Raw genomic sequence first — 14,471 nt, 5'->3', positions numbered from 1 at the left:
AATCTTTCACGATGGCGACCATTAAATTTTTACCGGATCGCCTGAACTCAGAGCCTGTCGTATTCCGGGGTTTAATACCCCCGAGTTAGGTCTGGCGGCGCTGACTGGCGTTTTATTCGGATTTGTACTCTCGCTGCCATTCGCATTCTTTTTCGGCTGGCTTGCCATTCCTACCAGCACGCTGCTTTTCCCACTTTTTTCATTGCCTTTGGCGGTAAATGGCTCGCCAGCAAAAAGCGGGGAAAACCGGAGAGTTATCTCTGGCAGCAGTTTGAACTGAAAAAGTGCCGCATAGGGCTGGGAGATATCAGGTTAATCATTCATTCGCGGGGCTGGTCCCTGCGACGCAGCAAAAACCTCAGGAGTAGCAAATGAGTCGTTTTCGCCACGCGGTTAAGGGCCGTGATCAGCATATTTTCACACTGCGGGCGGCCTGCATCGTATTGCTGCTGTTACTGGTGACTGCGATGGGTGGCTGGATGAGAGCGCCAGAAAAGCTGACCATCCACAACCCGCCAGACCTGCGCAAGGGCAGTACGCGCCCGTGGTGGGAAATCCCGCCTCCGACCGTCTACGGATTTGCGTATTACATCTTTCAGCAGCTCAACGCCTGGCCTAAAAACGGTAAAGCGGATTATCCCGCGCGTATACAGTCGCTTTCGCCTTACCTGACACCCCAGTGCAAGGCGTTTCTTGAGGAGGACGCGAAGGTACGCGGTGAGAAGAACGAGCTTACAGATCGTGTGCGTGTTGTGTACGAAATTCCTGGTAGGGGTTATTCAGGTGATAGCGTGAAGGTTATCGATCGCGATAACTGGACCGTAAAACTCGATCTTGTTGCCGATGAGTATTACCTCACCGAGCCGGTGAAACGTGCCATGGTGCGTTATCCCCTGAAAGTCGTGCGCTGGGACGGAGACTCTGAGACAAACCCGTTTGGCATGGCGCTGGACTGTTATGACGGCATTCCACAGCGCCTGTCTGCCGCGCCCGAACAGCCAAAACAAAATAATAAGGGGATGTTCTGATGAATCCATCATTAACCTTCCGTTCCTGCGCCTGCCTTGTCGCTATATCGCTTTCATTGCTGCCGGTCGTCGTAATGCATTCCGCGCCGGTACAGGCGGACGAACTGATGAAATGGGAGCGCGTACCGCTGCAGATACCCCTTAAAACGGGTCAGGAACGCGTGATCTTTGTTGATAAAAACGTACGCGTGGGTTTTCCGCCTGCATTGAATGGCAAGCTGCGCGTGCAGAGCACCGGCGGCGCGGTGTATCTCAAAGCTGACAGTGATTTTCCCCAGACCCGTCTGCAGCTGCAGGATATGGAAAGCGGTGAAGTAATCCTGCTGGACGTTCGGACGATCGCCACTGCGTCAGCCGAGCCGGTTAAAATCATTTACAGCGGTGACGTCAGCACGGTCAGCAGTGCGGCCGCTGGTACAGAACAGAAATCCGGTAGTGACAGCAACAGCACTCAGGCGAAGCGTAAAAAGGTCAGCTATAAGGCTCCCATTCCCGTGCTGTTGACGCGCTACGCAGCCCATAATCTTTATGCGCCGGTGCGCACCGTTGAAGCTGTGCCGGGCATTCACCCCGTTAATCCGCACCTGCCGTCACGCATTACAACACTGTACCCTTCCGCACCCGTGACCGTGACGCCGGTAGCCGGCTGGGGCGTGGCCGGTCGCACCGTCGTAGCGCTCAGGATCCGCAATAGCTCGTCACAGAAAGTTGTACTCGATCCGCGCGAACTGCAGGGACAGTTTGTAACTGCCACCTTCCAGCATCGCTGGCTGGGTGCCGCCGGCACGCCGGAAGATACCACCACGCTTTACCTGGTCACGGCCGGCCGCCCTGATGACGCTTTCGTGCGCGAGCCGTCCATTGCCCGTAAGGGCGCTTCACGCCCAGACCAGAAGGTGATCCGCTATGAAAATTAAGTCGAACGGTCTGGTTAAAGTGCTGGTTCCGGCCATTCTGATCGGCGGCGGATTTATTGCGGTGAAAAGCTTTAAAAGCAAGCCGCAGGAGCCCGTCGCGCAGGCCGCACATGCGCAGACAGATGATGCGCTGAAGAATCTGTCACCGCAGGAGCTTAAGGCACTCGGCATCGAGGGCGATACGCCGCAGGATACGCTCAAAACCATCGTGGGCTCACTTAACGCTGTTCGCCAGCAGCAGGACTCTCTGAATAAGCAGAATGCTCAGCTACTTGACGAGAATAAAAAATTACGCGAGCGCAACAGCAATGTTTCCGGCCAGGTCAATGAAGCAGTTCAGGGCGTGGAAAAAAGCTATCACGAGCGTGAGAATCAGATACGACAGCAGCAGAACGTTCTGACCTCAAAAATCAACGAACTGACGAATAAATTGCAGAATGCCGGTAAGGGTATTGCTGACAAGGCAAAAGGTGCAGACAGCGATATTCCGCTGGGTCTAGGTCTCGACGGCATGGGTGCAGGCGGTGGCAATGCCCCGGCTTCCGGCAGTGATGGCCTGATGTGGGTCACGCCGCAGGACAGTCCATCCACTTCTTCAGCGCAGAATAATGGAGCATCGGGCAGCAGCGCCGGCGAATCTAAATTTCCCACGTCGTTTCTCAGTGAAAACGCGCTGACGAAGCAAAAAGGCAGCTATGAGCAGCAGGTTAAGGGCTCAACCTCTGAAAAAGGCGCGGAAGAGGAAGCCGAACCGGTTTATACGCTTCCGGAGAACTCGACCCTGATTGGCAGCCGCGCAATGACGGCGCTGCTTGGTCGCGTGCCGATCAATGGCACCGTAACCGACCCATATCCTTTCAAGGTGCTTATTGGCAAAGACAACCTGACGGCCAACGGCCTCGAGCTGCCGGACGTTGAGGGCGCAATTGTCTCCGGCACCGCTTCAGGCGACTGGACTCTGTCATGCGTGCGTGGTCAAGTCAACAGCGTCACATTCGTGTTCACCGACGGCACCGTACGTACTCTGCCGAAACCGGACCGCAGCGGCAAAGGTGGCAATAACACTAACCAGAACGGCGGAAAGGATACCGGCACCAGTGGCGGCATCGGCTGGATCTCAGATGAAAACGGGATCCCCTGCATCTCCGGCACGCGCAAGTCTAATGCCTCAAGCTATCTGCCAACAATCGGACTGCTGGGCGCGGCTGGCGCAGCGGGCGACGCAATCGGCCAGAACCAGACGACAAGCCAAACCAACGCTTACGGCGGCGTGACCTCTACGCTGACCGGCGATGCCGGACAGGCCGTTCTGGGGAAGGCCATTTCAGGCAGCTCTGATGAAATCACTGAGTGGGTTAAACAGCGCTACGGGCAAACTTTTGATGCTATTTACGTACAGCCGGGAGCAAAACTCGCCGTACACATTACTCGCGAGCTGGCGATCGATTACGAAGATAAGGGCCGGCGCGTCCGGTATGACTTCACCCTGCCAGGCGAAGACGGCAGCACCGGCGGACTGGACTGAGGAGAATGACAATGAGTGTTACTGCAAAATTCGGGATTTTCATGATTATTGCGGCCAGCGCGCTTGCCGGCTGCTCCACAAACAAAGATGAAATGCTGCCACCGGGCAACAGCAATATGCTGGAGCTGTGGAAAGGCACCGACGGAGAATCAGGCGCGACACGCGGCAGTGAAGCACGCAGCACCCTGCGCCGTGGACTTTCGGATAGCGAACAGCAGGCCGCACTCAGCGACGATCGCAGCTACAGCCGCACGCAGGAATCTGAAATCAGCCAGCAGTTCCCGCGCCTGCCTAATCCTGACATGGTGATGTACGTGTTCCCGCATCTCGCACAGGGAAATACCCCTGTGCCGGGTTACAGCACCGTTTTCCCCTTCTATGACCAGACGCAGTACGCCATGCCTGGTGAACGCACGGAGGCGCTGTAATGTTTGGACTGTTTAAAAAACCCGCTAAAAACGCGCCTCAGTTACATGATGTTTCTGACCAGGCAGGGCCGGAACCCGTAGTCCGCCCCGGTAAAATGTCACAGGCAGACGAAAAGCGCGTTTATGCACACAATCCGTCCATCGTTGATTACCTGCCGTGGGCAGAGTTTCTGGATGAGGAGCAGTGCCTGCTTCTCGATGATGGCATTTCCGTTGGTGCCGTCTATGAAGTAACGCCGGCGGCGACAGAAGGCCGTCCTGACGAGCGCCTAGAGCAAATCCGGGACGTGGTGGAAGATGCGCTGCAGGACAGCTTTGACGATCTGGCGAACAACCCGTGGATCGTTCAGTTCTACTGTCAGGATGAGAATAACGTTGACGCTTACCTTGACCGTCTGCGCGGATACGTCAAGCCGCACGCGCAGGGCAGTGAGTTTACTGAAGCGTGGCTCAGGGAAACAGAGCAGCACATGCGCGGGATTGCGCGTCCTGAAGGTTTGTTTGAAGACAAACTGATTACCGGGCAGCCGTGGCGCGGGCAGCAGCGCAGCACGCGCATGGTTATCTACCGCTGGGCAACCAAAAACAGCGGTGATCTGATGTCACCCATTGGCATGCTGAATCAGGCGTGCGAGCGGCTTTGCAGCGCCTTTTCGAGCGTCAGCATTAACTGCACGCGTCAGAACGGCCAGCAGGTACACGCCTGGCTGTTGAGAACGTTCAATCCTGCGCCCGAAGGCATGGATAAAGAAGCGTTTTACCGCGCGGCTGCCTATGAGGACAGCCGCGACACGCCAGAAGGAATGATCCCAGTAGAAAATGATTTTGCCGAAACCCTGCTGTTTACGCCACCACGTTCTGACGTTGAGAACGGCGTGTGGTGGCTGGATAACATTGCACATTCTGCCATTTCCGTGGAGCGCCTGCGTAAGCCGCCCGAACCTGGCACGCTCACCGGCGAAAAGAGTCGGGGAGAGAAAAAATTAACGCGCTGATGGACACGTTTCCTGAAGGCACCATGCTGTGCATGACGGTTGTTGCTGAGCCACAGGACACGCTGGAAGAGAAGTTTAACCGCCTGGCTAAAAACGCCATCGGCGAGAATACCGAATCGGGACGCGTCCGCCAGGACGTAGCCGCGGTCAAGGAGCTGCTGGGTAACCGTCACAAACTTTATCGCGCGGCCATCACCTTTTTCTCCGCGCAAAAGACATGCTCGAAATGAATCGCAAGCGCATCGAGCTCAGCACGGTACTTTTGAATGAAGGACTGCAGCCGGTACGCGCTGAACATGAAACCGGTCCGCTGAATACCTGGCTGCGCGCCTTGCCGATGTGTTTTAACCCGCAGCATGACAGGAAAAACTGGTATACCCGCCTAACGTGGGTCCAGCACATTGCCGGGCTGCTGCCCGTTACCGGCCGCGAAACCGGGACCGGTAATGCCGGGTTCAGCTTTTTTAACCGTGGCGGCGATGTACTGGACTTTGATCCACTGAACAAGGACGACCGGTCTCAGAATGCTCATATGCTGCTGTTCGGACCGACCGGTGCGGGTAAATCCGCCACGCTCTGCTCAATGCTCTGTCAGCTGATGGCCGTTCACCGTCCGCGCCTGTTCATTGCGGAAGCCGGTAACAGCTTCGGGCTGACCGCAGACTACTTTGAAAGTCTGGACCTCACGGTTAACAAGGTCAGCGTCAAACCCGGCAGCGGTGTATCCCTGCCGCCCTTTGCTGATGCGCATAAGCTGTTTGACAGTGATGCGCCCGCTCCGGCAATTGATGAGAGTGACCTGCCGGACATTGAAGATGATCCGGACAATGATGAAGAAAACGGCAAGCGCGACATTCTGGGCGAAATGGAAATTTCTGCCCGAATGATGATAACAGGCGGCGATCCGAAGGAAGATGCCGCACTGAAACGTGCCGACCGCGCCATGATCCGTGAAGCGCTGATCATGGCCGCACGGAAAACCCTGGATGAAGGACGCCAGATGCTACCGGGCGATCTGCAGAATGCGCTCAACGCCATTTCACTGGAGACTGAAAACGTCAGTGGACAGGTGCGTAACGAAACCCGCCGGGCGAAAGCGGCTGAAATGGCCGAATCTCTGGGCATGTTTACGCAGCAGGGAAGCTTTGAGGCAGAGCTCTTCAACCAGGAAGGCTCTCTCTGGCCAGAGGCTGACGTTACCCTGATTGACCTCGCACACCTTGCCCGCGAGGGATATGAAGCGCAGATGGCTCTGACGATGGTGTCGCTGACCAACACCATTAACAATATTGCCGAGCGGGACCAGTACCTTGAGCGCGACATTGTTTTTACCGTTGATGAGGCGCACGTTGTGACAGTGAACCCACTTCTCGCCCCCTACATGACCAAAGTGGTCAAGATGTGGCGTAAGCTTGGCGCATGGTTGTGGCTTGCCACACAGAACCTTGAGGACTACCCGAACGCAGCCGGCAAGATGCTGAATATGGCGGAATGGTGGATCTGCCTGACGATGCCGAAAAAAGAGGTCGAGGATATTGCCCGCTTCCGGACGCTTTCAGAAGAGCAAAAAGCCGTACTGCTTTCCGCCAGTAAGCTGTCACGGTGCTACACCGAAGGCGTGGTGCTCTCGAAAAAATTGAAGCACTGTTCCGCGCTGTACCACCCAGCCTATACCTCGCGCTCGGGATGACAGAGAAAGAAGAGAAAGCCGAACGTAAGGCACTGATGCGTAAACATAACTGTTCCGAGCTCGATGCTGCTATTCTCGTAGCGAAGAAACTGGATCGTCTGCGGGGATTGATGACGGAAGATGCGGCCGGGATGGCCGAACACAATGATAAGAGAGAGATGCTGACCGCATGATTAAGCTTAAATATGCGCAACCTCTGACCCAGCGCCCTGCGCCGGACGAAACGCCAACCCCTGTCATGTTCAGCATGCATCCTCAGGGGGAACCCGCGATGACGGCAACAACGGCCGAGCGTTTGGCAGCAATGAAAAACGCGCTGAGGTTGAGGCTGCAACCGCCGGTCACGATTATCTGTAACCCGCATCGTATCGGTAAAAGCAGCTGCGTGTCGGTTCATCTTGAGGACAGCAGGGGTAAACGTGCGGACATTCTGCTGACGCAGGAAGGCCGCGCCGGACTCCCCTGAACAATGAATTTGATTCGCCGCGCTGGCATGTAAATGTACCCGATGCCGCAGATATGGTTTTTTTAACTCTGTGGATTAATGAATTATTCAGAGATTAAGCAACATATTATCTATTCCCGGCTCTTTGAGCCGGTTTTTAAGAAGGAGATCGAATGGCACTTTCAATATCCCTTGCTGCATTCAAAGTTAATGCCGGCGGAGAAAGCATTACCAGCTTTGAAACGACCCATCAGCCAGGAATGGCTGACACTTTCTGGAGTTTGCCTGACTCAAACCTATATATGGTATGCCTGGCAAAAAGAGGGGTGAGCTTCGTGATGTTAAAGCCGGCATCGCTGTGTTGACGAGTCTGACTCACCATGACAGGGAGTTTCAGGACGCCGTCATGGGCCTCATCCGTACCAGCCCTGTTCTTAAGCCCATCAGCGAAAAGTCTAATATGTCGCTTATACACGCCAGGCTTTCTGTAGAAGGTGAAATACCGACAGAAGATGAGCTTAAAGGCGTGTTTTTTAAGCAGTATCTTAAGCACAGTAGCGCAGGTCGCGCCTGATATGACAGAGCGGGGTATCCCCGCTAATCCATCTTGCCGGATTCCCTCAGTTACAGTCCGATACCTACAACCTCCCATCAGAAATTTTTAAATTCCGAAAAAGAGTTTACTGCTGAATCCCTGACCACGTGCTGACACTCTGACGGCCTGTTACCGTGACGGAGATCCGCTATGCGACTCAGGCTTTTGCAATCATTTTTCCTGTTTATACCGTTTCAGCTGTTGGCCGGCACCGTTGTTTATACCGATGCTGATCATCCCCCTATGAATCTGACTGAAGAGGCCACAGTTGTGTGGCTGGATGGGTCTGACCGCCTGCAGGATTCCATTTTTGGCGAACTGGCTGCAGATCCGCAGCTGGCCGCTCAACAGGCCCGCAAAATCATTCAGTCACCTCAATGGCCCGGACAGCAGGAGCAGATTGCTGAAGCGTACCGCCAGGTCGTACATGCATGGGAGATTGGGCTACATAAATTCCCCGCCGTCGTTTTCGATGATCGGGATGTGGTTTATGGCACGGCCGACGTTGCCCGCGCCGACATGCTTCGCGCACAGGGGGATAACTGATGCGTTTCGCCCTCAGAAAACACTTTCAGACGGCCGGCGTTGCCACGGTGCTTGCAGCAGCAGCGGCTCCCGCAACGGTTTCAGCCATTAATACCGCCGGCATTATTGCCAGCGCCATTACCCAGGACTGTATCAGCTGGCGCGTCAGCGGCATCTGTTACTGGCTGATGTGTACGCCGTTTGGTTGTTCGGTGAAAACCTCCGTTAAGGTGACGCATTTTATCCCTGAGGTGGTTGTGTCAACCTACACCGGACCCGGAGGAAATCCCTGGTCAGAGATGGCATTTATGAGCGGTGCATCCGGCACGATCGACAACGCGCTAACCAGTGGTGCGCCGGCCGGCGGCGGCAACGCTGGCGACATTAAGAATCCCGGGCAGCGCAAGTCGAATATCAAATTCAAATACGCCGATGCAATCGGCCATCCGGCCACCTCAGTTATTGGGGGCAGCATTGCCGGTTACTCATGTGATACGGCCGCCACCCCATTCAATCCTTACTTTCTGAGCACGCTGGATTCACTTGTGTGGCGATCGGGGTTGCCTGAGTCGCTTTATCCTGAGGCGCTGATCCCGGGACAGCGTGAACTGGGCAGCCAGGCCAGCGCGAACATGTGGGGGAATATTTACCCCCGCTCCGGCTTCGTCAGCCAGGCAGACGATGACAAAGCGTCCGCCGTGGTCGCGCAGCGCGTCGCCGACATTATTACCCGCTCCGGACAGCCCCACGTTTATCAGGTACTTAAAGGTTCCCGCAAAGCCGGCTACTGGCCGCCCGGTGAGGTGAAGGAAAAAACGGGCACGGCAAATCATAAATGGCAGCGCCTGTCGCCCACGCTTTCAGCCTCCTGTGCGGTTTTTCCTGACGGCGCATACCCCATCGCTCAGGACGGCAACGAAGCGTATGCACTGTGGCAGCCCTACAGCTGCTGCAAGCGGCGCGGCCAGACCTTCCTCTATTCAACTGACTTCTGAGAGGCACCATGTCACCAGTTAAATTCAAACCGGCCGCGCTTGTACTCTTCATCGCTGCCGCAGCGCTATCCGCGCAGGCGGCCGACGATAATCAGTCCAGCGCATTCGGTATTTCACTTCCTTCAGTGAACAACAGCGCCATAGGCTACGGCAAGGACGTCAGCGGCGCGGTCTCTGACAAGCTCTACTATACGCTCGGTGGCGGATCTGTCATCTCACAGCCGGCAACGCGCAGCAGCATGCGCAAACTTGGCATGAACGTTGGATGGAGCAGCGATCTGATGTGCGGCAATTTCGACCTGAAAACAACCGTTGGCAATCAGCTCAACGGGGTAACAAACGGCTTCAAAAACCTCATGGGCGACGTGGTTCAGAACGCCACCGGTGCCGTAGCCAGCCTGCCGGCAATGATTATTCAGCGTGCCAATCCCGGCCTGTACGACATGCTCACAAACGGCGTGTTGCAGGCTAACGTCTCCTTTGATAAGGCCCAGCTCAACTGTCAGAACATGTCAAAACGCATGATGGATTTTGCCGGTAACAACAAATGGACGCAGGGCGCGGTAATGGATGAGTACCGCTCGCTTGTTAACAGCGGAGATGCGGATGCCGTGCGCGTGAACAATTCAGCGGACAAGCTGCAGGGTAACTCCGGTCAGAATTGGATTGGCGGACAGAAACGAGGGGGCAGGGTCAGCAGGCTATCCGGCCAACGCATGACTTAACGGCTGCGGGGTTCAACATGATGAACAGCCTGCCGGTGCTGAGCTCTGACACGGTCAGCAGCAACAGCTGTAACGGGGAGTCTGTGAAAAATATGCGAGCGCTGAAGAAGCGGCCAAATCCGTGGTTCAGGTGGTGGGGGACAGTTCCCTGCGCACCTGCAGTGATGCCTCTCAGTGTACCAGTGGCGATGACGAACAACAGCCTGGCGCTACGCAGGCCGGCACCGGCTTTGCGCCCATCCTGGAAGAGACCACTAAAGAGAATACTGAGCAGCTAGTAAAACTCGTCAATGGCACCGAGCAGCCGAACGCGGCGAATCTGGCAAAGCTTAAAACCGGCAGTTTACCCATCACTGCAGGTGTTATCAGAGCACTGCAGAGAGATCCTGATAACGCAGCCCTGACCGCCCGCCTCGCCGGCGAGCTTGCAATGGCTGACACGGTTGAAACCGCGCTGATTATGCGCCGCATGATTGTGACCGGCATGTCCGAACCTAACGCAGCGGCACAGAATGCGGCTATCGAGGAAGGGGACCGGCGCGTGGCGGCCATCGATCGTGAAATCACGGCATTAAGAAATGAAATGGAGCTCAAGCGCGAGCTGTCACGTAATTCTGTACTCACCATTATCGATCGGGAAAACGGGCGAGTTAACAGCAATCCTCAGACGCAGAGCGACGACAGCACCGACAGTCGCATTAACCGTCTGGCCGTTCCAGAAACGGAAAGCAACTGATGAGGGCGCAGCCGATGAGAACCAAAAACGGCGCGAACCGCGCCTCATTTTTCCGCCGCCACCCTGCTCTGCTTCGCGTGCTGTGTACTGCCGGCGCTCTGCTGGCATTCATGCTGGCCGGGCTCATTGTTGCGGACAAAGCCGTTAAAAATCCCGCTCAGGCCGCTGCATTCCGTGACTGGATGGATCATGCCCGCTATGGCTGGCTGGTATGGCGCCTGGCTGTTTATGGTGCGCTGGCGTGGGGGTTTATGAAAGTTTTCCGGGCGCCAGGCTTCGCTCCGCAATACCGTCAGCCGCTGATCCGCATCGCGGCGGTCAGCGTCATTTTTGCCGTTGTCTGTGAACTGGTGCTGCTCGGCGGCACAGGAGCGTCATGATGCTGACAAACAGCTATCTGGAGTATTTCCTTACCCTGCTCGGCTGGGTTGTTAACAACGGGCTCTGGAACATTCTCATCACGACCGGACTTTTTGCCGTACCGGTAGCTTTCCGGCTTATCGGCATCTGGCTGAAAGTGCGTGAAGAAGGTGAAGATGAGGGAAATAAAGGTGCCCTGTCCATACCCCGCATGGAACATGCTATTTACACTTCTTTTCTGGTCATGATTGCCTGCTGTATGCCGCTAATGAATGTGGACATGAGTACCATTAAATATGATACATCGCGGGCGCAATCCTGCGGCACATGGACGCCAAAAGCGCCCGATAACACTGGATATTCGCCAGTCATATCCAGCATTAACGATCAGACAGCAGCCGCGCCAGTATGGTGGTATCTGATTCATAAGCTGGCAAAGGGGATCACGCAGGCGTCTGTGGCCACTATCCCCTGCCGTCCTGACATGCGTCAGCTCCGGTTTGAAGTTCAGCATACGCGCATTAACAATAAAGCTCTCGCGGAAGAACTGCAGGACTTTACTAATGACTGCTATTCACTCGCGCTGTATATGTGGAAACGTCAGGATCAGGGTCAGACAAAAGACAAAGCTACTCTGCGTGATATTGAGTGGATCGGCAGCAAAACCTTCCTGAGTAATTATTACGGCAGCCTGCAATCAAAAACTCCCCGCGCAGAGTTCCCCTGGAGCGAAAACCGTGACAGCGGAAGGCCGGACACTGGCCGGGGGCTATCCGACCTGTAGTGAGTGGTGGAATAAAGCTGAAACCGGACTACAGGCCCGCGTAATCGATCAGGCTGACCCAGGATTATGGACCCGCCTGTCAGCTGCCATGACCATGATCGGCGGCAATGCCGCTGATTATAAAGAAGCTATTATCCGGCGTTTGGTCAGCCCGGAGAGCCTGACGGTCTCACAGGGCGGACATGTTTATGCCGGCTACGGTGGTAACGCCGATTTTACACTCGACAATTCCGTCACCCGCGTAGCTGCGATCGGCGGTACTGCATTAGGCAGTCTAGCTGCGTTTCCGGCATTTGATGCCATGCGTCAGGCGCTGCCGATGGTACAGGCAGTGCTGCTCATGGCAATTGTGGTGATTTTGCCGCTTATTCTGGCGTTCTCCGCCTATGAGATTAAAACTGTCATAACGCTCTCGTTTGTGCTCTTTGCATTGAACTTCCTTACTTTCTGGTGGGAGCTGGCTCGCTGGCTCGACAGCTGGCTACTGACAGCGCTATACAGCTCTGACACGCATAGCAGCTTTAACATGGCTGGATTTCAGAACAGTTCCGATGACCTAATTATGAATTTCGTTATGGCTACCATGTTCTTGGTTCTCCCTGCGGTGTGGATGGGCGCTCTATCATGGGCGGGAGTTCGTATTGGAGGTGCTTTAGATGGAGCATTTAAAAGTGGAACCTCGCAGGTTCAACAGGCAGGCGGTAGTGGTGTAGAGCTAGCGAAGAAAACTGCGAAACTCTAATCCTTAATGATTGGTAGGGTAAATCCCCTACCAATCATCGTCATCATTGTGATCAACTCTTGAAGAAGTGACAGTAACGTTTTGTGGACCACTATACATACCAAAACCATCATTACCATCGCGATACTGATGGCCGCTTTGTCTTTCTGTAATGTCATCATCCTGAGCACCGCTAATAGCCAAGTTACTAAGCATGTAGAGAAATATTGCTCCGAGTACCAGAATGGTGCCAACAAACATGCCGCCAACTACAGCGAGACTCAAAACCGCAAAACAAGCGATAGGAACCGGCAAGCGGCCAATGAAAGTGGGTAATCTGTGCTTTAAAGTCCATGCCACACAAGTACTATTAGCTGCCCGGGCACTTTTTGAGAACCTCAGCCAGAATCCAGCCGCACTGGCACCTCTTTTGAAAGCTGAGTTTTCCATAATTCACACCTCATAATTTCAAAATTCACTAGTTCAGTAAGCCTTTTTACTGCCTATCTTCAAAGACAGACCTGAACAGTTCATATTTGTATTCCCGCTACTTTACGAACATGTTTGCTGTTCCGCATGAGCTTTCGCTATGCGAATAACAGTTCGTTCTGAAACTCCGCATAAAGAGGCTGTATCGCGAATGCTAAGCCCGTTCTCTACCCGAAGCCTGATTATGTTAAGATGAAGCGCCAGGTCTGGCTGCCTTCCTTTAAATTTTCCTTTGTCCTTTGCTTTTACGATCCCTTCTTCCTGCCGACGTCGGCGGTCTTGATAGTCTTTACGCGCGATCGCAGCCAACATATCTAGCATCATGCCATTAATCGCACGCAGCATTGCGGCGGTGAAGTCGTCACTGACATGTTTTTCCAGTGCAGCATGACTGGTAGGTAAATCAAGGCTGATGACACAGAGGTGCTTCTCGCTAATAAGAGATTTCAGTCGAAGCCATCCCTGATCGTCGAGGCGTGACAACCTATCTACCTGCTCGATTAGGATAGCGTCTCCTGGAGCGGCATTTTCCAGCAGACGAATTAGTTCTGGGCGATGCAGTGAAGCCCCTGAAACATTCTCAACGTACCAGCTGGCAATTCGATGTCCTTTTTCTCTAACGAAAGATTCCAGTCGATTTTTTGCTCGCTGTGCATCTTGTTCATGAGTCGAAGCGCGTAAATATGCAAAAATGTACATTTTATAACCGGTAGTGACACATAGGTGATGACATTACCATACATGACATTTAGGTTATGACATATGGGAAATTCTATACCTTTTTAGCCTATGACATTAGGGTATACTCAAATGTCATAATAAAATGATAACAACTGCAATATTAACCGGTTGAATTCACTCAAAAACATCTCGTTTTTTTATTTGTGTTTTATGTCTTTGATAATATTAAAAACAAGATTCCATTTAATTAGGTTAAAATAAAATATGAAATTAGTTGATTGAGGTACGATTATTTAAACACGGTTATCCCTTAATATCAGTTGGTGATAATCAGGCTTTAACGTAGTGGTGTCAGATATATCTGCATGATGACGCTGGAAAATTAAACCGGTTTAGCTGAGCGTATAATGGATGTAAGCTTACTGAAGGGTTCTTTGGGCAGAACCCTTCAGAGCATTTATAAAGCCGGATGACCGTTATTTTTTCAGCCACGCTTCCATGTGCTCTATTTCACTTTTCTGCGCCTTGATGACATCTTCTGCCATCTTCTTCATTTCCGGATCTTTCCCGTATTTCAGCTCCGTTTCAGCCATGGCAATCGCCCCCTGTGATGCTCGATCATGCCTTTGGCAAACGCCCTGTCAGCGTCCTGCTCCTTCAGGGCATTCATCATGCTACTGTGCATCTTTTGCATACCTGACATGTACTCTTTTGAGGCCGGAGACATGCTCATCTCATGCGTCATTTTTGAGGCCGGTTGCTGAGCCATAACCGCAGCCGGCAGGACAAGCAGCAGGGAGGCAAGAATCATATGCGGTTTTTTCATAAGGTA

The 14,471-nt window shown here is 53.7% G+C and carries 11 protein-coding genes and 5 pseudogenes; 13 read left to right on the top strand and 3 right to left on the bottom strand.

Features of this window, described 5'->3' with window-relative positions; all coding sequences use genetic code 11:
• The first annotated feature begins 11 nt into the window (after nt 1–11).
• The 13 genes and pseudogenes from KQP84_RS03555 to KQP84_RS03495 all read left to right on the top strand — a co-directional run bounded on the left by KQP84_RS03555 (nt 12) and on the right by KQP84_RS03495 (nt 12,490).
• Nucleotides 12–375 (top strand): annotated as a pseudogene (locus KQP84_RS03555) (TIGR03750 family conjugal transfer protein).
• Entirely contained in the window at nt 372–1,028 is a 657-nt protein-coding gene (locus KQP84_RS03550; protein ID WP_215845254.1) for a PFL_4703 family integrating conjugative element protein, read from the top strand. Before KQP84_RS03555 ends, KQP84_RS03550 begins: the two are co-directional and overlap by 4 nt.
• Nucleotides 1,028–1,945, top strand: coding sequence for a TIGR03749 family integrating conjugative element protein (locus KQP84_RS03545; RefSeq protein ID WP_215845253.1), 918 nt, complete (start codon nt 1,028–1,030; stop codon nt 1,943–1,945). Before KQP84_RS03550 ends, KQP84_RS03545 begins: the two co-directional genes overlap by 1 nt.
• Nucleotides 1,935–3,470: a TIGR03752 family integrating conjugative element protein gene (locus KQP84_RS03540; protein ID WP_215845252.1), complete on the top strand. Its 1,536-nt coding sequence runs from the start codon at nt 1,935–1,937 to the stop codon at nt 3,468–3,470. The genes KQP84_RS03545 and KQP84_RS03540 overlap by 11 nt, the downstream gene beginning before the upstream one ends.
• A gap of 11 nt (nt 3,471–3,481) precedes the next feature.
• Nucleotides 3,482–3,898 (top strand): TIGR03751 family conjugal transfer lipoprotein, encoded by a 417-nt coding sequence (locus KQP84_RS03535; RefSeq protein ID WP_215845251.1) that lies wholly within the window; start codon nt 3,482–3,484, stop codon nt 3,896–3,898.
• A gap of 95 nt (nt 3,899–3,993) precedes the next feature.
• Nucleotides 3,994–6,756 (top strand): annotated as a pseudogene (locus tag KQP84_RS03530) (conjugative transfer ATPase).
• A complete protein-coding gene (locus KQP84_RS03525) occupies nt 6,753–7,049 on the top strand; it encodes a hypothetical protein (RefSeq protein WP_252515211.1) in 297 nt (98 codons plus the stop codon). The pseudogene KQP84_RS03530 and the gene KQP84_RS03525 overlap by 4 nt, the downstream one beginning before the upstream one ends.
• Nucleotides 7,050–7,201: 152 nt before the next feature.
• Nucleotides 7,202–7,393: a hypothetical protein gene (locus KQP84_RS03520; RefSeq protein WP_215845250.1), complete on the top strand. Its 192-nt coding sequence runs from the start codon at nt 7,202–7,204 to the stop codon at nt 7,391–7,393.
• Nucleotides 7,394–7,773: 380 nt separating this feature from the next.
• On the top strand, nt 7,774–8,169 hold the full coding sequence (locus KQP84_RS03515) for a TIGR03757 family integrating conjugative element protein (RefSeq protein WP_215845249.1): 396 nt from the start codon (nt 7,774–7,776) through the stop codon (nt 8,167–8,169).
• Nucleotides 8,169–9,143 carry a TIGR03756 family integrating conjugative element protein gene (locus tag KQP84_RS03510; protein WP_215845248.1) on the top strand — a complete coding sequence of 325 codons (975 nt, stop codon included), beginning with the start codon at nt 8,169–8,171 and terminating at the stop codon, nt 9,141–9,143. Before KQP84_RS03515 ends, KQP84_RS03510 begins: the two co-directional genes overlap by 1 nt.
• Before the next feature lie 8 nt (nt 9,144–9,151).
• Nucleotides 9,152–10,604 (top strand): annotated as a pseudogene (locus tag KQP84_RS03505) (integrating conjugative element protein).
• A 14-nt stretch (nt 10,605–10,618) separates the two neighbouring features.
• On the top strand, nt 10,619–10,984 hold the full coding sequence (locus tag KQP84_RS03500) for a hypothetical protein (protein ID WP_252515210.1): 366 nt from the start codon (nt 10,619–10,621) through the stop codon (nt 10,982–10,984).
• Nucleotides 10,984–12,490: pseudogene (locus KQP84_RS03495) on the top strand (conjugal transfer protein TraG N-terminal domain-containing protein). The gene KQP84_RS03500 and the pseudogene KQP84_RS03495 overlap by 1 nt, the downstream one beginning before the upstream one ends.
• A gap of 27 nt (nt 12,491–12,517) precedes the next feature.
• Here the strand turns inward: KQP84_RS03495 and KQP84_RS03490 are convergent.
• From KQP84_RS03490 to copM, 3 genes and pseudogenes are all read right to left on the bottom strand, one after another.
• Nucleotides 12,518–12,919, bottom strand: a complete 402-nt coding sequence (locus KQP84_RS03490) for a hypothetical protein (protein WP_215845246.1) — start codon at nt 12,917–12,919, stop codon at nt 12,518–12,520.
• Between the two features lie 102 nt (nt 12,920–13,021).
• Nucleotides 13,022–13,657: a recombinase family protein gene (locus tag KQP84_RS03485; protein ID WP_215845245.1), complete on the bottom strand. Its 636-nt coding sequence runs from the start codon at nt 13,655–13,657 to the stop codon at nt 13,022–13,024.
• A 458-nt stretch (nt 13,658–14,115) separates the two neighbouring features.
• A pseudogene (gene copM, locus KQP84_RS03480) lies at nt 14,116–14,465 on the bottom strand (CopM family metallochaperone).
• Nucleotides 14,466–14,471 lie beyond the last annotated feature (6 nt).

The sequence above is a fragment of the Candidatus Pantoea bituminis genome, assembly GCF_018842675.1.
GTDB lineage: Bacteria > Pseudomonadota > Gammaproteobacteria > Enterobacterales > Enterobacteriaceae > Pantoea > Pantoea phytostimulans.
The sequence above is the reverse complement of the archived record's forward strand: the minus strand, read 5'-3'. Positions and strand labels throughout refer to the sequence as shown.